Raw genomic sequence first — 21,033 nt, forward strand, 5'->3', positions numbered from 1 at the left:
GCGCGCCGCGTTCGAGCCGGTCAGCGCTCGAGCGGCGAGACCACCGCCGACGACGCGTCGGCGTAGGAGTGCTGCGAGGTGGAGGAGAAGAAGTTGATGCCGATGAAGTTGAACCACAGCGTGGCCACGCCGACCAGCGCGATCATGGCGGCGTTGCGGCCCTTGAAGCCGGCCGTGGAGCGGGCGTGCAGGTAGGCGGCGTACACGACCCAGGTGATGAACGCCCAGACCTCCTTGGGGTCCCAGTTCCAGTACGACGCCCAGGCCTCGTGCGCCCAGATCGGCCCGGTGATGAGCACCGCGAAGGTCCACACCGGGAAGCCGAAGGCGTGCATCCGGTAGGACACCCGGTCGAGGACGGGCGTCGCGGGCACCCGGGCCAGGTAGCCCGTGGTGCGCTCGGGGTGCCGGGTCTCCTGGCGCTCCTTGAACAGGTAGAGCGCCGAGGTGATCCCGCCCAGGGTGAAGGCGCCGGTGGCGATGACGGCCGAGACGACGTGGATCACCAGCCACGGGGAGTTCAGTGCCTCGGTCAGCGGCGAGACGGGCGCGTAGAGCCAGATGACGGCGACCATCAGCAGCACCAGCACGGTCGTCACGACGATCGGGGCCATCCAGGCCAGGCCGAAGCGACGACGGGTGGCGAGGTAGAGCGCCGCGACCACGAACGTGCCCGAGAGGGTGAACTCGTACATGTTGCCCCAGGGCACCCGGTTGGGGTCGGCGGCCAGACCGCGCGAGACGAGGCCGAGCAGGTGCACCGCGGCCGCCAGCCAGGTCAGCAGCAGCCCGAGGCGACCGGCCATCAGGACCCGCTCGTGCCCCTCCTCGCGCCCCCGGTCGGGCTCCGCCACGGCGACGGAGCCGGGGCGGGCCCCGGTGCTGCCGGCGGAGACCCGGGCCGCCTGGGCGGTGGCGGGCACGTTGCGCAGCAGGCTCCACTCCACGAGGTGGGCCAGCATGGCCAGGAAGTAGACGACACCGGCGGCGGCGATGGCCTGCTGGCTCAGCGCCTCCCAGGACGAATCGGTCATCGGGACAGCTCCTTCTGCGCTGCGGGTCGCAGCGCCTCCACGATATCGGCGAGCACCAGGGCGACGTCCCCGCCGCCCGAGCGGTCGAGCGCGGCCAGGTCGACGACCGTGCGGCCATCCTCCCGGCGCGCGCGCACCCAGACCCGGCGGGGCCGGATGAACAGCGAGCCCAGCAGCCCGATCAGGGCCGCCACCACGCCGACGAGAGCCACGACCTTGCCGGGGCTCTGGCTGACCTGCACCCGCACCCAGGGCTGGACACCCTCGAACGTGACGCTGCCGAGCCCGTCCGGCAGCTTCTCGGTCGCCCCGACCTGGAGGTCGACGCGCACCGGGCTGCCGTCGGGCTTGGTGACCTGCTCGGCGTCGTCCTTCTCGAGGATGTAGACCGACTGCGACTCCCCGCCGTCGAGCCCGAGGTCGCCGGCGTAGACCAGCATCGAGATCGCGGGGTTGAGGGTGTCGCCCATGACGTTGACCGGGTCGCCCCCGATGTTGACGAAGGTGGGGTAGAAGAGTCCCTCCAGCCCCAGCCCGTCCGGCTCGGCGGCGGGTGCCTTGATCACCCCGAAGGACAGGAAGGTCTGGTCCTGCGGCAGGAAGACCCGCGGCCCGCTGGCCACCACCTCGCCGCGCGCGTCGCGCACGGTGATGACCGGGGCGTAGCCGTGCCCGACGAGGAACACCTCGCTGTCGCCGATCTCCAGCGGGTGGTTCACCCGCAGGTCGTAGGTCTGCTCCTCGGCTCCCGGCTCCTCGCGGTAGCGCAGCGACGCGACGAAGTTGCGGGCCTGGCCCTGGGCGCGACCCTCGGTCAGCCACTCGACCTCGAAGTCCTCGACGGTGAACGAGAAGGGCTCCATCTCCGAGGCGGAGAACGCCGTGCCGGGCACGAAGTCGTCGTACTGGGTGAGGTTGTTGGCGAAGCCGTTGCCGACCAGGACGATGACGCCGCCCTTGTAGCCGAGCAGGCTGCCCGTCGCGAAGCCGACCAGCACCACGATGATCGAGAGGTGGAAGACGAGGTTGCCGACCTCGCGCAGGTAGCCGCGCTCGGCGGCGATCGCGCCGGCTCCGGGTCCGGTCGTCTCGGCGGGACGCAGCCGGTAGCGCCGACGGCGCAGCTCGGCACGGGCCTGCTCGAGGACCTCCTCGATCCCCTCGTCGCTCTCGTACGACGCGTGGTCGGGCAGGCGAGTCAGGTTGCGCGGCGCGGCGGGCGGGACCGCGCGGATGTTGCGGGCGTAGACGATGGTGCGCGGGATGATGCAGCCCACCAGGCTGACCATCAGCAGGACGTAGATCGCGGCGAACCACACCGAGCTGTAGACGTCGAAGAGGTCGAGCCAGTCGTAGACCGGCGTGAGCCGGGGGTGGTCCTCGCGCCAGCGGGAGGCGGCCAGCGCGTCGACGCCCTGCTGCGGGATCACCGAGCCCGGCACCGCGGCCAGCGCGAGCAGGAGCAGCAGGATGAGCGCGGTGCGCATCGAGGTCAGCTGGCGCCAGCCCCAGCGCAGCAGCTCGCGCGGGGTCAGCTCGCCGGCGCGCCGGGACACGGGGCCGGCGGGGGTGCCGGTGCCGGCGGGAGTGCTCATATCGCCACCTCGAACTCGGAGACCAGGTTGCCCTGCAGCCACGTCACGGCGTAGTCCCACCAGCCGGTCACCAGCAGGACCCCGACCAGGACCATCATCAGGCCGCCGGCGCGGGTCACCCACACCTGGTGGCGACGCACCCAGGCGAACGTGCCCAGCGCGTGGCGCCACAGAAGACCTGCCAGCACGAACGGGACGCCGAGGCCGAGGGTGTAGAAGGCGAGCAGCAGCGCGGAGCGCCCGGCGGTGCCCTCGCTGTAGCCGAGCCCGAGGATCACGCCGAGGGTCGGACCGATGCACGGCGTCCACCCCAGGCCGAAGAGGAAGCCGAGCACCGGGGCCGCGCCGAGCCCGACCGCGGGCACCTTGTGCACCCGCAGGTCACGCTGCAGCCACGGGACCAGACCGATGAAGGCCAGGCCCAGCACGATGGTGAAGAGACCGAGCCAGAAGCTCAGTGTCGACTGGTTGACCCGCAGCCAGGTGCTGACCGAGCCGGCCAGCGCCCCGAGGGTGACGAACACGGCGCCGAAGCCGGCCACGAAGAGCATCGACCCCGCGACCATCCGGCGGCGGCTGCCACGCCCCTCGGCGATGTCGGCGCCGGAGAGGCCGGTGGCGTAGGAGAAGTAGCCGGGCAGCAGCGGCAGCACGCAGGGGCTGAAGAACGACACCAGCCCGGCCAGCACCGCCACCGGTGCCGCCAGTGCCAGGGAGCCCGAGGCGGCCGTCGCCTGCAGCCAGTCGGTCACTGCACCGGCTCCTGGGCCGACTCCACCAGGGTGAGCAGCGTGGTCCTGCTGGGGATCTCGCCGCTGATGACCGAGGCGACGCGACCCTCGGGGTCCAGCACCAGCGTGGAGGGCGTCGCCTTGGGCGAGGTCCGGCCGGGGAAGGCCAGCAGCGCCTGGCCGTCGGGCGCGTAGATCGAGGGGTAGTCGACGCCGAGGCGGTCCTCGAAGACCTGCGCGTCGGCGGCGCTGTTGTCGCGGATGTTGATGCCGACGAACTCGACCTCGTCGCCGAGCTCCGCGGCGGCCTCGGTGAGCATCGGCATCTCCTTGATGCACGGCCCGCAACCGCTCCACCAGACGTTGACCACGACGACCTTGCCGCGCTGCTCGGCCAGGTCGTAGGTGCCGCCGTCGACGGTCTCGCCCGAGAGCTCGATGGGGCCCTCGCGCTCACCGGGCTCGTACTCCGCCACCTGGCCGTCGCCCGGCACGTAGCCGGCGTTGTTGGTCCCGGTCAGGGAGGAGCAGCCGGCGCCCAGCAGCGTCAGCGCGGTCGCGGCGGCGAGGGCGGCGACGCGCGGGGGGAGCAGGGTCAAGGCCGCTTCTCCTCCGGGGCGCCCCCGGCCGAGAACGGCGCGGAGCGGTCCCCGGTCGGGATCAGGTCGCCGGCCGGCTCGGAGTACGAGACCTGGGCCAGGCGCTCGCCCACGAAGTGGAAGGAGGTCAGCGAGCACAACGTGCACTGGCGCTTGCGTGGGTCGTGCAGGAAGGAGCGGCCCTCGGCGGCCAGGCGGGTCGTCCAGATCGGCAGCTGGTGGGAGACCACCACGGCCTCGTGGCCCTGCGCCTCGCGGCGGGCGTCGTGGACCGCGGCCATCATCCGCTGCTCGACCTCCGCGTAGGGCTCGCCCCACGACGGCTTGAACGGGTTCCACAGGTGCCGCCACGTCGACGGCTTCTTCAGCGCGTTGCGGCCCGGGCCGAACTGCTCGCCCTCGAAGACGTTGGTGGACTCGATGACCCGCTCGTCGCTGACGATGTCGAGCCCGAGCGCCTCGGCCAGGGGGCGCGCGGTCTCCTGGGCCCGCTCCAGCGGCGACGAGCGCAGGTGCACGACGTCTCGGTGCGCGACCTGGTCGGCGACCCGTTGGGCCATCCGGCGCCCGAGGTCGGAGAGGTGGAAGCCGTCGCGGCGGCCGTAGAGGACGCCCTCGGGGTTGTGCACCTCGCCGTGGCGCAGCAGGTGGACGATCGTGTCGGGGGTGCCGGGCATCGCTCAGGACCTTCCAGTCGCTGCGGCCGCGCGGGCGGCCTCGGGCAGGGCGTCGAGCACGGTCTGGACGGCGCGCTCGTCGTGCGCGGCGGAGAGGAACCACGCCTCGTAGGCCGAGGGCGGCAGGTAGACGCCGCGCTCGAGCATGGCGTGGAAGAAGGCGCCGTAGGCGGCGGTGTCGGTGCGCGAGGCGTCGTCGAAGTCACGGACCGCGCCCTCGGCGAAGAACACCGAGAACATGGTGCCGGTCGACTGGATCGTGTGGGCGACGCCCGCAGCGGTCAGGGCCTCGGCGGCAGCGGCCTTGATCGTCTCGCCGGCGCGGGTCAGGTGGTCGTAGACCTCCGGGGTCGCCAGGCGCAGCGTGGTGAGACCGGCGGTCGTCGCGATCGGGTTCCCCGACAGGGTGCCGGCCTGGTAGACCGGCCCCTCCGGCGAGAGGTGGCCCATCACGTCCGCGCGGCCCCCGAACGCGGCGGCGGGGAAGCCGCCGCCCATCACCTTGCCGAAGGTGACCAGGTCGGGACGCCAGCCCTCGAGGGCGCCGTCGAGGCCCCACTGGCCCTGCCGCGAGGCCCGGAAGCCGGTCATCACCTCGTCGCTGACGAACAGGGCGCCGTGGCGGGTGCAGGTGGCGGCGAGGAACTCGTTGAAGCCCGGCTCGGGCGGCACGACGCCCATGTTGCCGGGAGCGGCCTCGGTGACCAGGCAGGCGATGCGGTCGCCGTGCTCGGCGAACACCGCCTCGACCGCGGCCCGGTCGTTGTAGGGCAGCACCAGGGTCAGCTCGGTCGAGGAGGCCGGGACGCCGGGGGTCCCGGGCACGGCGAAGGTGGCCAGGCCCGAGCCGGCCGAGGCCAGCAGCGCGTCGACGTGGCCGTGGTAGCAGCCGGCGAACTTCACCACGACGTCACGACCGGTGAATCCGCGCGCCAGGCGGATCGCCGACATCGTCGCCTCGGTGCCCGAGGACACGAAGCGCACCTTCTCGACCGACGTGCGGGAGACGATCTCCTCGGCCAGCTCGACCTCCGGCTCGGTCGGGGTGCCGTACGACGTCCCCCGCGCGACCGCCGCCTGCACGGCCTCGAGGACCTCGGGGTGCGCGTGGCCCAGCAGCATCGGGCCCCACGAGCAGATGAGGTCGACGTACTCGTTGCCGTCGACGTCGCGCAGCCAGGCGCCCTGGGCGGAGCGGATGAAGCGCGGGGTGCCGCCCACGGCGTTGAAGGCGCGGACCGGTGAGTTCACCCCGCCCGGGGTCACGGCTCGGGCCCGGTCGAAGAGGGCCGCCGAAGCGTCGGTCTGCAGCAGGGCGTCACGGGGGCTCACTCCTCCATTGTCACCGAGGGGGAAAACGACTTCACGCCGGCACCGGAGGACCCGGGTGGCGGGTGGCCCAGACCACGACCCCGTCCCGACGTTTACCCGCCCTGACCTGGGGGCATCGTGGTGACCTGGGCCACAGGGCCGGTGGTGATGAGCTGTCGCGATCGAGCCCGGACGTAACGTCGGTATGGGAGGATCGTTATGTCGGTCACAGGTGCTTGAGGGAGCACGGTCCGACCAGATGATCCACAGGGGAGAGACTCGTATGTCCGCACAGCGTTTGGGACGCCTGCAGAAGGTGACGGCCCTCGTGCCGCTCGGCCTGTTGTCGGCCGCAGTGACCGCCAGCCTCGTCGGGGCCTCCCCGGCGACGCTGAACGCCTCCGAGGACATCGGGACCCCGACCCAGGTGCCCGCCCTGCCGGACGGCTCGAGCGTGCCCACCGAGGCCATCGAGGCCCCGGCCAGCGTCTCCAGCGGCGACGTCGTGGCGGCGGGCCTGCGCGGGAAGAACGCCCAGCGCGTGGTGGCCACGGCCTCCAACTCCGACATCCCCTCCGCAGCGCTGGCCGCCTACCAGCGCGCCGAGACGGTCATCAACGAGGCCGACAAGTCCTGCAACATCACCTGGCAGCTCATCGGCGCCATCGGCCGGGTGGAGTCCGACCACGGCCGCTACGGCGGCAACGTGCTCGACGACGACGGCGTGGCCAGCCCCGGCATCTACGGCATCGCGCTCAACGGCAAGCGCGGCACCGCGCTGATCCGCGACACCGACGCCGGCCAGTTCGACAACGACACGGTCTTCGACCGCGCCATCGGCCCCATGCAGTTCATCCCCTCGACCTGGTCGGTCGTCGGCGTGGACGCGGACGGCGACGGCCAGCGCAACCCGCAGGACATCGACGACGCCGCGCTCGGCACCGCCGTCTACCTCTGCTCCGGCGACGACGACCTCGCCACCACGGCCGGCCAGGAGAAGGCGGTCTACCGCTACAACAACTCCAGCGAGTACGTCGACCTGGTGCTCTCGATCATGGACGCCTACATGTCCGGCGACTACACCTCCGTGCCCACCAACACGCTGGCCGCCGGCACCATCGCCCCGGACCCCAGCTACCAGCCGCCGAAGCAGAACGGCCCGGCGGGCTCGCCGCAGCAACCGAACCAGCAGCAGCCGAACCAGCAGGCGACCCCCGCCCCGAGCCAGCCCGCCCCGAGCGAGCCGCAGCCGGAGCCCGAGTCGCCGGCCAACCCGGCTCCCGGCGGCGGCGGCGGCGGCTCCGCCGGCGGCCTGGGCGTCCCCGGTGCCCCGACCCCGACCCTGCCGAGCCTGCCCTCGACCAGCGTGTCGGTCGTCGACGAGACGCTCAGCTTCGCCCAGGCGGTGCTGCAGTGCACGCTCGACGGCTACGTCGACAACATCCTCAACAGCAACGACCCCTTCGACAAGTGCGTCAAGGGCTACATGGGCAAGTAGCCCCCGCTCGAGACGAGGAAGCCCCGACCGGACTCCGGTCGGGGCTTCCTGTCGTCGGGCCGGTCGGGCTCCCGCCGGCCGGCGCGCTCAGGCGCGCAGCAGGCGGGCGGCCTCGGCGGCCCAGTACGTCAGGATCACGTCGGCCCCGGCACGGTGGATCGAGCCCAGGGTCTCCAGGATCGCCGGCTCCCGGTCGATCCAGCCGTTCGCGGCGGCCGCCTCGACCATCGCGTACTCCCCGGAGATGTTGTAGGCCGCGACCGGGACGTCCACGGCGTCACGCACGCGGCGTACGACGTCGAGGTAGGCGAGGGCGGGCTTGACCATCACGATGTCGGCCCCCTCGGCGACGTCGAGCAGCGCCTCGCGCACGCCCTCCACGGCGTTGGCGGGGTCCTGCTGGTAGGTGCGCCGGTCGCCCTCCAGGCAGGAGTCGACGGCCTCGCGGAAGGGCCCGTAGAACGCCGAGGCGTACTTCGCGGAGTAGGCCAGGATCGAGACGTCGGTGTGCTCGGAGGCGTCGAGCGCCGCTCGCACCACCGCGACCTGGCCGTCCATCATCCCGCTCGGGCCGACCATGTCGACGCCGGCGTGCGCCTGGGCGCGCGCCATCTCGGCGTACGCCGCCAGGGTGCGGTCGTTGTCGACGCGCCCGTCGGGGGTGAGCAGGCCGCAGTGCCCGTGGTCGGTGAACTCGTCCAGGCAGAGGTCGCTCATCACGCTCAGCGCGTCCCCGACCTCGCCGACGACGTCGGTGATGGCCAGGTTGAGGATGCCGGCGGGGTCGATGCCCGCCGACCCGGTGGCGTCGCGGGTCTCGGGGATGCCGAAGAGCATCACCCCGCCCAGGCCGAGCTCGGCGGCCTCGGAGACCGCGGCGAGCAGGCTGGAGCGGGTGTGCTGCACGACCCCGGGCATCGAGGCGATCGGGCGCGGCTCGGTGAGCCCCTCCCGCACGAAGAGCGGCAGCACCAGCTGGCGCGGGGCCACCTGGGTCTCCGCCACCATCCGGCGCATCGCGGGCGTCGTGCGCAGCCGGCGCGGCCGCACGACCGGGCCCGTGACGGGTCCGGTCGTGCCGGCAGCGGCGAGGTCCTCGGTGTTCACGTGCGCTCCCCCGTCCTGCTCAGGACTGCGAGGTCGCGCGGCGCCGGGCCGCGGGCTTGCGCTCCGAGGGCTTGGTGACCGGCTGGCCCTCCTCGAGCATCGAGAGCCGGCGGGCGGCCCCGAAGTCGGCCAGCGCGTCGACGAGCACCTCGACGTCGGGCTTGGGCGAGAGCACGTCCACGCGCAGCCCGTGCTCCTCGGCCGTCTTGGCCGTGGCGGGTCCGATGACCGCGATGATCGTGGAGGGGTGCGGCTTGCCGGCGATGCCGACGAGGTTGCGCACCGTCGAGGACGAGGTGAACACGACCGCGTCGAACTTGCCCGACTTGATCGCGTCGCGGGTCGGCGCCGGCGGCGGGGTGGCGCGCACCGTCCGGTAGGCGGTGACGTCGTCGCACTCCCAGCCCAGGTCGATCAGGCCGGCCACGAGGTTCTCCGTCGCGATGTCGGCCCGGGGCAGGAAGACCCGGTTGATCGGGTCGAGCACGTCGTCGTACTCGGGCCAGTCGGCCAGCAGCCCGGCCGCGGACTGCTCGCCCGAGGGCACGAGGTCGGCGCGCAGGCCCCAGTCGGCGATGGCCCCGGCGGTCTTGTCACCGACGGCGGCGATCTTGAGGCCGGAGAAGGCGCGGGCGTCGAGGCCATACTCCTCGAACTTCTCGCGCACCGCCTTGACTGCGTTGACGGAGGTGAAGGCGATCCACTCGTAGCGGCCCTCGACCAGACCGTGCACGGCCTTGTCCATCTGCTGGGGGTTGCGCGGCGGCTCCACGGAGATCGTCGGGACCTCCTCGGGCACCGCGCCGTAGCCCCGCAGGCGGTTCGTGAGCGGGCCGGCCTGGTCCTTGGTGCGCGGCACCAGGACCCGCCAGCCGAAGAGCGGCTTGGTCTCGAACCACGAGAGCGCCTCGCGCAGGTCGACGACCTTGCCGACCACGACGACCGCCGGCGGGGCCATCCGCGCGGCGCGGGCGTCGGCGGCGATGTCGGCCAGCGTCGAGGTGACGGTGGACTGCTCGGTGGTGGTGCCCACCCGGGTCATCGCGACCGGGGTGCGCGGCGAGCGGCCGGCGGCGACGAGCGCCTCGGCGATGTCGGCGATCTGGCCGACGCCCGAGAGCAGCACCAGGGTGCGGTCGTCGCCGTACTTGCTCCAGTCCACCGAGCCGTCACAGGTCACCACGGTCATCTCGCGGTGGTCCTTGGTGGTCAGCGGGATGCCGGCGTACGCCGGGACGGCCGCGACCGAGGAGACCCCGGGGACGACCTCGAAACCGAGGCCGGCCTTGGCGCAGGCCTGCGCCTCCTCGGGGCCCGAGGCGTAGAGGAACGGGTCGCCGGTCAGCAGGCGCACCACGCGGCGGCCCTTCTTGGCGTGCTTGACCACCACCTTGGCGCGGGCGGCGTGGGTCAGCGGTTGGCCGTCCTCACCGAAGCCGCCGTCGACGACCTCGGGGCCGTCGGTCGCGAGGCTCTCGGCAGGGACGCCCAGCAGCGTGGAGACCAGCTCCAGGTGCTCGGGCGACTCGGTGACGACCACCTCTGCCTGGCGCAGCAGCTCCACTGCGCGCAAGGTCATCAGGTCGGGGTCGCCGGGGCCGCTGCCGACGAACGACACCCAGCCGCGGGCCTGCTCGGAGGAGTCGGTCGTGGTGGTCTTGGCTCGCGTCATGCTTCTCGCACCTTGTCTGCTCCAGTGGTGGCCGCTGGACCTGGCTGGCCCAGCTGTCCTGCCCCGTCGGTGAGCATCTCTGCTCCCAACCGGGTCCCGACGCCCACGGCGTCGGAGGGCGTCCCGGTGGCGGACATCCGCACCGCGAGCGCCCCGTCGTGGGAGAGCGCGACTGCTCTCACCCACAGCTCGTCCCCGTCCTCGCCCTCGACGACCTCCGCCAGGGCGCCGATCGGCGCCGAGCATCCGCCCTCGAGGGTGGCGAGCACCGCTCGTTCCGTCTCGACCGCGGCCCGCGTGGGCGGGTGCTCCAGCGCCGCGAGCGCCGCGACCAGCTCGTCGTCCGAGCGGCACTCGATCGCCAGCGCACCCTGCCCGGGGGCGGGCAGCATCTGGAGGGGGTCGAGCACCTCGGTGACCTCCGCCAGACGGTCGATGCGGGCCAGTCCGGCCCGGGCCAGCACGACGGCGTCGCACTCGCCGTCGCGGATCTTGTCGATCCGCGTCCCGACGTTCCCACGGATGCCGACGACCTCCAAACCGAGTCCGAGCGCGTGCAGCTGCGCTGCGCGGCGCGGGGACCCGGTGCCCACGACGGCGCCCACGGGCAGCTCGCCCAGGGTCAGTCCGTCCCGGGCGACGAGGACGTCGCGGGGGTCCTCGCGCAGCGGCACGGCCGCCAGCGCGATGCCCTCGGCGCCATAGGTGGGCACGTCCTTGAGGGAGTGCACGGCGACGTCGACCTCACCGCGCAGCAGCGCGTCGCGCAGGGCGCTGACGAAGACACCGGTCGAGGAGCCACCGGCCAGCGGGGTGCCCTCGGCCTGGCTGCGGTCGCCGTCGGTGGTGACCTCGACCATCACCGTCTCGCGACCCAGCTGCTCGCGGATCATCTGCGCCACGTGGCCGGCCTGGGTGGTGGCCAGCAACGAGCGGCGGGTGCCCACGCGCACGGGCGCCGTGTGGGGTCGTGGGGAAGTGGTCATGTCGAGAGCCCCTCCGGACGGGTCACGGCGGAGACCGCCTCGGGGTCGAGCGCGAAGAGCTCGGCCAGCGCAGCGGCGTAGGACACCGCTCCGGTCTCGTTGGCCAGCTCGCGCACCCGGACGGTCGGTTCGTGGAGCAGCTTGTCGGCCACGCGGCGCACGGCGTGCAGCACCTCGGCGCGCGCGGCGGGGTCGAGGTCGGGCAGCCGGCTCTCGAGGCGCGACATCTCGGCGTCGACGACACCGGTGGCCATGGTGCGCAGCGCCACCACGGTCGGGGTCACGCTGGCCTGGCGGCGCGCGGCCAGGAACGCCGCGACCTCCTCGGTGACGATGTCGCGCACCGCACGCACCTCGGTGCCGGCCACGGTGTCGTCGACCTCGCTGGCGAGGCTGGCCAGGTTGATCAGGGTGATCCCGTCGAGGGTGGCGGCCTCGGGGTCGACGTCGTGCGGGAGTGCGAGGTCGATGACGGTGAGGGGCCGACCGTCGCGGCGCGCCTCCGCGAGCAGCGCGGCGCTGACCTGCACGCCGGTGGCGCCGGTGCAGGTCACCAGGAGGTCGGCCGCGGCGAGCTCGGCGGGCAGCTGGTGCAGCGGCGCCGTGCGAGCGCCGTACTCCCCCGCGAGCCGCTCGGCGCGCGCGGCGGTCCGGTTGAGCACGACGATGTCGCCCGCTCCGTGGCGCGCCATGGTCGCCGTGGCCAGTCCGGCCATCGAGCCGGCGCCCAGCACCGCGACCCGGCGGCCGGCGACGTCGCCGAGGCTGACGCTGGCGTGGCGCAGCGCGGAGGCGATCAGGGACGGGGCGGCCCGGTCGATGTCGGTCTCGGCGCGCGAGCGCTTGCCCACGCGCAGCGCCTGCTGGAAGAGGCTGTTGAGCGCCGGTCCGACGGTGCCCATCTCCTGGCCGAGTCGCAGGGCCTCGCGGGTCTGGCCGAGGATCTGTCCCTCTCCCACCGCCATCGAGTCGAGCCCGGCCGCGACCTGGAAGAGGTGCGAGACCGCGCCGTCGTCGTAGTGGACGTAGAGGTGCGGCAGCATCGCCTCGGTGGTCTCGCCGGCCCGCTCGACCAGCAGCGTCGACAGCTCCTCGACCGAGCCGTGGAAGCGGTCGACGTCGGCGTAGACCTCGAGCCGGTTGCAGGTCGAGATGACGGTGGCCTCGCTGACGTGGCTGGCCGCGGCCGCGTCGGTGACGAGCTTGTGCACACCGTCGTCGTCGGTGCTGGCCACCCGCTCGAGCAGGGACACGGGCGCTGAGTTGTGGGAGAGACCCACCACGAGGACGCTCATACGGGCCTTCCTTCCAGGGCGGGACCGCGCTCGACCGCGGCCGCGGCGCTGGCCGCGTGGCCCTTGCGCTGCTCGTGGTAGGCCAGGATCTGCAGCTCGATGGACAGGTCGACCTTGCGGACGTCGACCCCGGCGGGGACGGTGAGCACCGTCGGCGCGAAGTTGAGGATGCTGCGGATGCCGGCAGCGACCATGTGGTCGGCGACGTCCTGGGCGGCGGGGGCCGGGGTGGAGATCACTCCGATGGCCACGCCGTGCTCGTGGACGATCTCCTCCAGGTCCGAGAAGGGGCGCACGTCGACGCCGGCGACGACCTCCTCGTGCCGACGCGGGTCGGCGTCGAGCAGCGCGACCACCCGGAACCCGCGGCTGCGGAAGCCCGAGAAGTTGGCCAGCGCATGCCCCAGGTTGCCGATGCCGACGATGACCACGGGCCAGTCCTGGGTGACGCCGATCTCGCGCGCGATCTGGTAGCTGAGGTACTCGACGTCGTAGCCCACGCCGCGGGTGCCGTAGCTGCCGAGGTAGGAGAGGTCCTTGCGCAGCTTGGCGCTGTTGACGCCGGCCGCGGTCGCGAGGTCCTCGCTGGAGCAGGTGGCGGTCCCCGCGTCCGACAGCCCCGTGAGGGCTCGCAGGTAGACCGGCAGCCGCGCGACTGTCGCCTCGGGGATGTCCCGCGACGCCTCGGAGGAGGTCCGTTCGGTCACTTCAATGCTCTCCATGCCCAGCCGCGGGACGGGGGCCGAGGGGGCCCCTGATCGTCCGGACGACACCGTCACTGTAGGAGTTTGTGAACGCGAGAACAAACCGAGCAGGCGCCCGTCCCGAGGGCTGGCTACCACATGTGAGACCGGCCACGCCCACTGGGTTCGCTCGCTCCTCCAGCACCCGCGGACGCGCGGGTCAGCCGCCGGTCAGCGGGCCAGGGCCCGGCGCAGCCGGTCGGCGTCGACGCGCCAGTAGTCGTGCTGGCGTCCGTCGACGAAGGTCACCGGGATCTCCTCGCCGAAACGATGGGTCAGCTCGGGGTCACCGTCGATGTCGACCTCGTCGTAGCGTTCCCCCAGCTCCGCGCAGACCCCCTCCACGACCACGCGCGCCTCGTCGCAGAGGTGGCAGCCGGGTCGGGAGTAGAGCCGCACCCGCGCCTGCGCAGGCTCGTTCATGCGAGGAGCTCGAGCATGCGGCGGCGCTCCTGGGCCCGCAGCGATCCCTTGCGGACCTTGCCGGTCCCCGTGACGGGCAGGGAGTCGACGACCTCGATCCGGCTGGGCACCTTGAAGCGGGCCAGCCGCTCCTCGCACCAGGCACGGACCTCCGCCGCGACCTCGGTCGGGTCGGTCTCCGGCGCCACGACGTAGGCGACCACCGCCTCGCCGGTGTCCTGGTCGGCGACGCCGATGACGGCCGCCTCGCGCACGCCCGCCACCTCCCGGATGACGTCCTCCACCTCGGTGGGGTAGACGTTGAAGCCCGAGACGATGACGAGCTCCTTGACCCGGTCGACGAGGAACAGCTCGCCGCGAGGGTCGAGCAGCCCGACGTCCCCGGTCGACCACCAGCCCTCGGCGTCGGGACCGTCGGCACCGTCGGGCCAGTAGCCGCTGAAGAGGTTGGCGCCACGGATCCGGATCTCACCGGGGTCTCCGGGCTCCGGCACCTGCCCGGACTCCTCGACGAGACGGATCTCGATGCCGGGCAGCGCCCGACCCACCGATCCGGGTGTCGGGTCGTCGTCGCCGTCCAGGGTGCTCGTGACCACGGGGGCGGCCTCGGTCAGCCCGTACCCCTGGTGGACCGGCAGACCGGTCGAGGCGGTGAAGCGCGCCACGGCGTCCGGGTCGAGCGGAGCGGAGCCGGACAGGATCACCCGCACCGGCCCGAGCCGCTCGGCGAGGCTGTCGTCGTCGCGCCAGTGCCGGAAGACCGGCGGGGCCAGCGGCAGCACGCTGCACGCCTCGTCGTCGACGACGTCGAGGATCGTCTCGGGGTCGTGGTCACGCACCAGCACCAGCTTGGCCCGGTGGCGCAGGACGCTGCCGAGCACCGCGTTGAGCCCGTAGACGTGGAAGAGGGGGAGCACCCCGAGGACCACGTCGTCGCCGTGCATCATCGCCGGCCGGACGCTGCCGACCTGGTCGATGTTGGCCAGCAGCGCGCGGTGGCTGAGCATCGCGGCGCGGGGGTGGCCGGAGGTGCCGGAGGTGTAGAGCAGCACCGCGAGCCGCTCGGGGTCGCGGACCCGGGGCACCTCGACCGTGGTCTCGACCCCGCGCAGCGCGGCGTAGGACCACTCCCCCGGCGCGGCGTCGCCGCCGACCACCACGAGTCGCGGATGGGCCGCGCGGACCAGCAGGTCTTCCGGAAGGTGCTCAGCCACCTCCTCGGTCGCCCCGGTGCCGGCGTGCGCGGCCTCGAGGGCGGCGATCGCGGCCCGGACCGTGCCCAGGGCGCTGGCGTCGGCCACGACGAGGCGGGCCCCCGAGTCCGCCAGGATGCGGACCATCTCACCGACCGTGGACCGGGGGTTCACGGGGACCGCCACGCCGTGCACGCGCAGGACGGCGAGGTAGGTGGTGACGAACTCGATCGTGTTCTCCAGGACCATCACGACGCGGTAACCAGCCACGACACCGACCGAGGAGAGTCCGTGCGCCAGACGGGCCACCTCGGCCTCGAGCTCGACCCAGGTGACGCTGCGGCCATCGGCCTCGACGAGCGCCAGCTTGTCCGGCGTCTCGGAGGCGGCCACCACGACCAGGTCGCTCAGGTCACCGGGCCGCTCGTCGCCGCCGTCGGCATCCGCGCCGGGACGCTCCTGCGTGGTGCCCTCATCCATGTCGCGATGGTCCCACATCCCGGTGAGCGCGACAGGTGACCAGGGGAACCGGGCGGACCCGCAGCCGGATCCCTCGCCGCCCTGGGAGCCGTGCCGTCGATCTCCTAGGCTGGCCGGGTGACCCCGCCAGCCGAGCGTCGGACCCTGCCGAACCTCCAGCAACGCTCCACGCTGGCGGGCGAGGCCGCTGCGGCCGCGGCCGAGGTGGAGCACGCGCTGGCAACCCCCAGCGACCCCACCGCGGCGGCCTTCTTCGACGTCGACAACACGATCATGCAGGGCGCCAGCATCTTCCACCTCGCGCGCGGCCTGCACCGCCGGAAGTTCTTCTCCACCCGCGAGATCGCCGGGGCGGCCTGGAAGCAGGCCTACTTCCGCTTCGTCGGCGTCGAGGACCCCGAGCACGTCGCCGACGCCCGCAACTCGGCCCTGGGCTTCATCGCCGGCCACACCGTCGCCGAGCTGGAGGAGCTGACCGAGGAGATCTTCGAGGAGGCCATGGCGCACCGGATCTGGCCGGGCACCCGCGCCCAGGCCCAGCTGCACCTCGACCAGGGTCAGCGGGTCTGGCTGGTCACCGCCGCCCCGATCGAGATCGCCCAGGTCATCGCCCGCCGCCTCGGGCTCACCGGCGCGATGGGCACGGTCGCCGAGCACGAGGACGGCGTCTACACCGGCCGCCTGGTCGGGGACATGCTCCACGGGCCGGCCAAGGCCGAGGCCGTGCAGGCACTGGCCACCCGTGAGGGACTCGACCTTCAGGCCTGCTCGGCGTACTCCGACTCCTTCAACGACCTTCCGATGCTCACCCTCGTCGGCGACCCGTGCGCCATCAACCCCGACGGCAAGCTGCGCGCCCACGCCCGGCAGCAGGGCTGGCGGGTCCGCGACTACCGCACCGGACGGAAGGCCGCCCGGGCCGGACTGGTGCTGGGCGCGGCCGCTGGTGCGGTCAGCGGCACCGTCGCCGCGGGCGTGGCCCTGCGCTCGCGACACCGCTGAGCACTGGTCTGGACCGGTGCGCTGCGACAGGACGGCGCGCCTGCCCCGATCCGTCCACCCGGCGGGGTATCCCGCAGTTCTGTTCCCAGCCCGCCGGATCCGTCGTACCCTCGGTATCGCTCTGGGAGAGAGCATGCATGGGAGGGCCCACCAGATGGCGAGTCTCGCCGACGACGTGACGCACGGCTTCGACGCCCTGCGGCGCCTCGTCGTCCGCGCTGTCGAAGCCGCCTCCCTCGCCACCACCCCGCTCGATCCGTGGGCCCCCGTGCCGGCGCTCGCCGCGGCCGCCGTGCCCGGCGCGCCGCCCGCGCGGCTCCTGCAGCTGCTGCTCCAGACCGTCGCGGACGACAGCCTCCACATCGACGCGCCGAACGGTCCCGCCCATCCCGGCGACCCGGACGGTCCCGGTGGCGCCGGCGCGTACGACGACTCCGCCCTGGCGACCTCCTCGGAGGACCTCGAGGTCGACCGCACCCGGCTGATCGCCCTGGTCGAGCTGGCCCGCAAGGGCGACGTCGACGCCTTCGGCATGCTCTACGACCACTACCAGGGCTCGGTCTACCGCTTCCTGTTCCACCGCACGCGGTCCGCGACACTGGCCGAGGACCTCACCTCGGAGACGTTCTTCCGGGCCCTGCGCTCGATGCAGGGATTCCGCTGGCAGGGCAAGGACTTCGGCGCCTGGCTGATGACCATCGCCCGCAACCTGGCCACCGATCACTTCAAGGCCGGACGCACCCGCCTCGAGATGACCACCGAGGACATGGGCCAGCACGACGACGCCACGGAGGGCCCCGAGGCGATGGTGCTCGCCGGGCTGACCAACGAGATCCTGCTCAAGGCCCTGACCTCGCTGCCCGACGAGCAGCGCGACTGCCTGGTGATGCGCTTCCTGCAGGGGATGAGCATCGCCGAGACCGCGAGCGTCCTGGGGCGCAGCGACGGAGCCATCAAGCAGCTGCAGCTGCGTGGGGTGCGCAACCTGGCCAAGCTGATGCCGGAGGGCCTGCGATGAGCCCGCGGAGCGCCGCAACGATGGCTGCGTCACATCCCGTAACCAATGTTCTCGGGCGGTCGTTGAGCGTGGTGTCAGGACGTCGTGACGACGTCCCGGCTCCCAGCCCCTCCCACCCGACAGGACACCACCGATGAGCCCCGTGTTCGCAGCACGGCGACGTGCCGACGAGTTCGACGCCCTGGTCGAGGCCCGCGCCTCCGGCCAGGTGGTCGACGACGCCCGGTTCGACGAGCTCCTCGACGTGGTGGGCGCGCTGCGCTCGAGCCCCCGCCCGGCGGCACGGCCCGAGTTCGTGGCGGACCTGCGCGAGCGGCTGATGATCGCCGCGGCGACCGAGCTGGCCCCCCGGTCCGCGCTCGCCTCCCCTGCCACGGCCGCGCGCCTCACGGTGGCCCCCCAGCGCTCCCGGCGCGAGCGGCGCATCGCGGTCGCCATCGGCGGCCTGGCCATCGTCGGCGCCTCGAGCACCATGGCCGTCGCAGCCCAGTCCGCCCTCCCGGGCGACGTGCTCTACCCGCTCAAGCGGGCCATCGAGAACGCCCAGACCGGCGTCAGCACCAGCGACGAGCGTCGTGGCGAGCACCTCCTCTCCAACGCCGCCGGCCGGCTCGCCGAGGCCGACGCGCTCACCCGTGACGAGCGGGGCCAGGACCTGGCGGCGATCGAGAGCACCCTGACCGTCTTCACCGAGCAGGCCTCCGAGGCCAGCGAGGTGCTGCTCGCGGACTACCTGGAGACCGGGGACGAGAGCTCGATCCTGGAGCTGCAGCAGTTCACCGTCGACAGCATGAGCGCGCTGGAGAACCTCTCCGCCGTGCTGCCCACCACGAGCCAGGCCGTCCTGGTCTCCGCCGGGACCCTCCTGACCGAGATCGACCAGGCGACCCAGCAGCTGTGCCCGACGTGCTCCGGCTCGACCATCGGTCAGGTGCCGGCCTTCCTCGTCAGCGCGGCCGAGGGTCTGCTCGGTGACCTGCTCACCCCGACGTCGACGCCGGCGGCCGCTCCCGAGGGGCGCCGGCCCACGCCGGGCAAGGACAAGCAGGCCTCGCCGGGCCAGACCACCCAGGGTGGCAGCCCGTCGACCAGCACCCCGTCCGGCGAGGTGCCCCTGGCCATCCCCAGCACGACCCCCGCCCCCGGCGGCGGCAAGAACGAGCAGGGCGGTGGCGGCTCGGGGTCGAACCAGAACCCGCTCGGCCCGCTCGGGAACAACCTGCCCGACGGTGGGACCCCCACCGGCGGAGGTGGCGGCGTGGACGGCCCGGTCAAGGACCTCGTGGACGGCGTCAGCGGTCTCGTCGACGGTCTCACCGACCCGCTGCTGCCCTGATCGGGCGGGTCCCCTCTCCCGGCCCACGTCGTGGCGGTGCAGGCGACCTGGAGCCCGGGTCTCAGCGGAAGACCGACTCCCGCTCCATCAGCAGCGTGTAGAGCGTCTGCTGGATGGTCTCGCGCACCTGGTCGGTGACGTTGAAGACCAGCATCGGGTCGTCGGCGGCGCCGTCCTCGTACTCGTCGGTGCGCACCGGCTCGCCGAACTCCAGCAGCCACTTCGAGGGGAGCGGCACCAGCCCCAGCGGGCCCAGCAGCGGGAACAGCGGCGTGATGGGGATGTAGGGCACGCCGAGCAGGCGCGCCAGCGACGGCACGTTGCCCACCAGCGGGTAGATCTCCTCGGCCCCCACGACGGAGAGCGGGACGATCGGCACGCCGGTGCGCAGCGCAGCCGCCACGAAGCCGCCGCGCCCGAAGCGCTGGAGCTTGTAGCGCTCGGAGTAGGGCTTCCCGATGCCCTTGAATCCCTCGGGCCAGACCCCGACCAGCTCGCCGCCGCGCAGCATCCGCTCGGCGTCCTCCTGGCAGGCCAGCGTGGCGCCGCCCTTGCGGGCCAGGGCGTTGAGCAGTGGGACCCGGAAGACGAGGTCAGCACCCAGCGGGCGCAGGAACCGCCCCGCGTGGTCGTGGATCGAGACCATGGTCATCAACCCGTCGAGCGGGATGGTCCCGGAGTGGTTCGAGACCACCAGGGCCCCGCCCTCCGCGGGGATGTTCTCGATCCCGCGGACCTCGATGCGGAACCACTTCTCGGCCAGCGGGCGCAGCGCGGCCATGAAGAAGCGTTGGGTGACCTCGGCGTCGAAGCCGTACTCGTCGATGGCGTAGTCGCCGGTCACGCGGCGGCGCAGGAACGCGAGGAAGCGGGCCAGCTGGACCTCCCACTCCTCGCCGAAGAGCTCGCGGGCGGCATGCTGGAAGGCCGCCAGCCAGTCACCGACGGGGATCCCCGCCGAGGGATGGCGCTCCTCGGTGGTCACGGGGGCCCGGACGCCTACGTCGGGCGGCGGCACCGTCTCACCGGCCGCCGGAGCGGGATCCGTGGAGGTCTCCTGCACCGGGGCCCTCGGCTCGTCCGGCTCGACCGGCTCGACCGGCTCGACCGGCTCCTCGGAGCGGCGCCGGTTGCCGGCGAGGTCGCGGGCCGCGGCCGACGGCTGCTTGCCGGTGCCACGCCCGGGCCGGCCCCGGGTGCCGATCGGGATGATCTCTGCGTCACCCATGGTGCTCGCCTCCGCGTGCTCGTGCTGCGTCGTCCTGGTCCGCCCCGCGCAGCGCAGCGAGGCTGCGTCCGGGCCGGACGACGGCGGGGTCGGGCAGCGTCGACGCGACAGCGTCGAGCACCCGCTCGGCACGCCCGCCCGTACGGGGCAGGTCGGCACCGAAGTCCACCAGCGCCTCGGCGGTGGTCCGGGTCGGTGTGAAACCGAGCTCGGTGCGCATCCTCGTGGTGTCCACGCCGCGCCCGTAGGTCAGGAACGACACCTGCTCGGGCGAGAAGTCCGCGATCCGGGCGGAGCGCAGCGCGGAGCCGAGCGACCCGACGGCGAAGCCGGGCAGCGCGACCGTCGGCCGACGCAGGCGCCGCAGCGCCTGCGAGAGCATCATGACGCCGTCGCCGGCGATGTTGAACGTGCCCGCCACCTCGTGGGTGACGGCGTGCTGGAGCACGGCGAAGAGATCGTCCTCGTGCAGCAGCTGGAGCCGCGGGTCGTACCCGATGACGGTGGGCACCACCGGCAGCCTCAGGTAGGAGGTCAGCGGGCTGTCGACGTGGGGGCCGACGACGTTCGCGCAGCGCAGCAGCGTGACCCGCACGTCGCCGCGACGGCGGGCGAAGCCACGGACGTAGCTCTCGACCTCCGCGACGTCCTTGGCGTAGCCCGCCCGGGGGGCCCGCCGAGGCTCCATCTCCTCGGTGAACATCGCAGGATCGCGGCTGCTCGCGCCGTAGACCGTGGTCGTCGACTTCACGACCAGGTCGCGCACGCCGGGCGCGCGCTGGCAGGCGGCGAGCAGCTGCATCGTCCCGATGACGTTGAGCTCCTTCATCGTGCCCCGACCCCCGGCGCTGCCGGGGGTGGCGATGACGCTCATGTGGACGACCGTGTCGACGTCCTCCTTGGCGATCACCTTGGCGATCACCGGGTTGCGGATGTCGGCCCGCACGAAGGAGACCTCACCGATGTCGCCGCGCGGCGGCACGACGTCGACGCCGATCACCCGATCGACCGACGGGTCGGCTGCCAGGGATCGTGCGAAACGTCGACCCAGGTCTCGCGAGACCCCGGTGACGAGGACGACCTTGCCCATGCGCGCCTGTTCCCC

The 21,033-nt window shown here is 73.0% G+C and carries 19 protein-coding genes; 4 read left to right on the plus strand and 15 right to left on the minus strand.

Annotated features, from left to right (window positions below; genetic code table 11):
- Positions 1-20: 20 nt before the first annotated feature.
- Genes ccsB through hemL form a run of 6 tightly spaced genes read right to left on the minus strand, consistent with a single transcriptional unit; the run spans position 21 to position 5,968 of the window.
- A complete protein-coding gene (gene ccsB, locus I601_RS03980; protein WP_068106725.1) occupies positions 21-1,034 on the minus strand; it encodes a c-type cytochrome biogenesis protein CcsB in 1,014 nt (337 codons plus the stop codon).
- The gene (resB, locus tag I601_RS03985) at positions 1,031-2,629 is read right to left on the minus strand and encodes a cytochrome c biogenesis protein ResB (protein WP_068106728.1); all 1,599 of its coding nucleotides are present in this window, start codon (positions 2,627-2,629) and stop codon (positions 1,031-1,033) included. The genes ccsB and resB overlap by 4 nt, the downstream gene beginning before the upstream one ends.
- Positions 2,626-3,381 carry a cytochrome c biogenesis CcdA family protein gene (locus I601_RS03990; protein WP_068106731.1) on the minus strand — a complete coding sequence of 252 codons (756 nt, stop codon included), beginning with the start codon at positions 3,379-3,381 and terminating at the stop codon, positions 2,626-2,628. The genes resB and I601_RS03990 overlap by 4 nt, the downstream gene beginning before the upstream one ends.
- A complete protein-coding gene (locus tag I601_RS03995) occupies positions 3,378-3,959 on the minus strand; it encodes a TlpA disulfide reductase family protein (RefSeq protein ID WP_068106732.1) in 582 nt (193 codons plus the stop codon). The genes I601_RS03990 and I601_RS03995 overlap by 4 nt, the downstream gene beginning before the upstream one ends.
- Positions 3,956-4,636: a histidine phosphatase family protein gene (locus tag I601_RS04000; protein WP_068106735.1), complete on the minus strand. Its 681-nt coding sequence runs from the start codon at positions 4,634-4,636 to the stop codon at positions 3,956-3,958. Before I601_RS04000 ends, I601_RS03995 begins: the two co-directional genes overlap by 4 nt.
- Positions 4,637-4,639: 3 nt before the next feature.
- Positions 4,640-5,968, minus strand: coding sequence for a glutamate-1-semialdehyde 2,1-aminomutase (gene hemL / locus I601_RS04005; RefSeq protein ID WP_068106740.1), 1,329 nt, complete (start codon positions 5,966-5,968; stop codon positions 4,640-4,642).
- Between the two features lie 262 nt (positions 5,969-6,230).
- On the opposite strand from hemL, the gene I601_RS04010 reads away from it, so the two are divergent.
- Positions 6,231-7,445 carry a lytic transglycosylase domain-containing protein gene (locus I601_RS04010; protein ID WP_068106743.1) on the plus strand — a complete coding sequence of 405 codons (1,215 nt, stop codon included), beginning with the start codon at positions 6,231-6,233 and terminating at the stop codon, positions 7,443-7,445.
- Positions 7,446-7,532: 87 nt separating this feature from the next.
- Here the strand turns inward: I601_RS04010 and hemB are convergent, their stop codons facing one another.
- The 7 genes from hemB to I601_RS04045 all read right to left on the minus strand — a co-directional run bounded on the left by hemB (position 7,533) and on the right by I601_RS04045 (position 15,344).
- Positions 7,533-8,552, minus strand: coding sequence for a porphobilinogen synthase (gene hemB / locus I601_RS04015; RefSeq protein ID WP_169834656.1), 1,020 nt, complete (start codon positions 8,550-8,552; stop codon positions 7,533-7,535).
- A 19-nt stretch (positions 8,553-8,571) separates the two neighbouring features.
- A complete protein-coding gene (locus I601_RS04020; protein ID WP_068106746.1) occupies positions 8,572-10,224 on the minus strand; it encodes a bifunctional uroporphyrinogen-III C-methyltransferase/uroporphyrinogen-III synthase in 1,653 nt (550 codons plus the stop codon).
- On the minus strand, positions 10,221-11,210 hold the full coding sequence (gene hemC, locus I601_RS04025; protein WP_068106749.1) for a hydroxymethylbilane synthase: 990 nt from the start codon (positions 11,208-11,210) through the stop codon (positions 10,221-10,223). Before hemC ends, I601_RS04020 begins: the two co-directional genes overlap by 4 nt.
- Positions 11,207-12,505, minus strand: coding sequence for a glutamyl-tRNA reductase (locus I601_RS04030; RefSeq protein WP_068106751.1), 1,299 nt, complete (start codon positions 12,503-12,505; stop codon positions 11,207-11,209). The genes hemC and I601_RS04030 overlap by 4 nt, the downstream gene beginning before the upstream one ends.
- Entirely contained in the window at positions 12,502-13,212 is a 711-nt protein-coding gene (locus I601_RS04035) for a redox-sensing transcriptional repressor Rex (protein ID WP_418303083.1), read from the minus strand. The genes I601_RS04030 and I601_RS04035 overlap by 4 nt, the downstream gene beginning before the upstream one ends.
- Before the next feature lie 207 nt (positions 13,213-13,419).
- Complete coding sequence (locus I601_RS04040; RefSeq protein ID WP_068106755.1) at positions 13,420-13,671, minus strand: glutaredoxin family protein; 252 nt, start codon at positions 13,669-13,671, stop codon at positions 13,420-13,422.
- Positions 13,668-15,344 carry a class I adenylate-forming enzyme family protein gene (locus I601_RS04045; RefSeq protein ID WP_068106757.1) on the minus strand — a complete coding sequence of 559 codons (1,677 nt, stop codon included), beginning with the start codon at positions 15,342-15,344 and terminating at the stop codon, positions 13,668-13,670. Before I601_RS04045 ends, I601_RS04040 begins: the two co-directional genes overlap by 4 nt.
- Before the next feature lie 117 nt (positions 15,345-15,461).
- On the opposite strand from I601_RS04045, the gene I601_RS04050 reads away from it, so the two are divergent.
- The 3 genes from I601_RS04050 to I601_RS04060 all read left to right on the plus strand — a co-directional run bounded on the left by I601_RS04050 (position 15,462) and on the right by I601_RS04060 (position 18,700).
- On the plus strand, positions 15,462-16,346 hold the full coding sequence (locus tag I601_RS04050; RefSeq protein WP_157519872.1) for an HAD family hydrolase: 885 nt from the start codon (positions 15,462-15,464) through the stop codon (positions 16,344-16,346).
- 154 nt (positions 16,347-16,500) lie between these two features.
- Positions 16,501-17,364, plus strand: coding sequence for a sigma-70 family RNA polymerase sigma factor (locus tag I601_RS04055; RefSeq protein WP_068106759.1), 864 nt, complete (start codon positions 16,501-16,503; stop codon positions 17,362-17,364).
- Between the two features lie 133 nt (positions 17,365-17,497).
- On the plus strand, positions 17,498-18,700 hold the full coding sequence (locus tag I601_RS04060) for a DUF5667 domain-containing protein (protein ID WP_068106761.1): 1,203 nt from the start codon (positions 17,498-17,500) through the stop codon (positions 18,698-18,700).
- Positions 18,701-18,761: 61 nt separating this feature from the next.
- On the opposite strand, the gene I601_RS04065 is transcribed toward I601_RS04060, so the two are convergent.
- Together I601_RS04065 and I601_RS04070 are read right to left on the minus strand one after the other, a co-directional pair.
- Positions 18,762-19,928: a lysophospholipid acyltransferase family protein gene (locus I601_RS04065; RefSeq protein WP_068106763.1), complete on the minus strand. Its 1,167-nt coding sequence runs from the start codon at positions 19,926-19,928 to the stop codon at positions 18,762-18,764.
- On the minus strand, positions 19,921-21,018 hold the full coding sequence (locus I601_RS04070) for an NAD-dependent epimerase/dehydratase family protein (RefSeq protein ID WP_068106764.1): 1,098 nt from the start codon (positions 21,016-21,018) through the stop codon (positions 19,921-19,923). The genes I601_RS04065 and I601_RS04070 overlap by 8 nt, the downstream gene beginning before the upstream one ends.
- Positions 21,019-21,033: the final 15 nt, after the last annotated feature.

This window comes from Nocardioides dokdonensis FR1436 (assembly GCF_001653335.1).
Taxonomy (GTDB): domain Bacteria; phylum Actinomycetota; class Actinomycetes; order Propionibacteriales; family Nocardioidaceae; genus Nocardioides; species Nocardioides dokdonensis.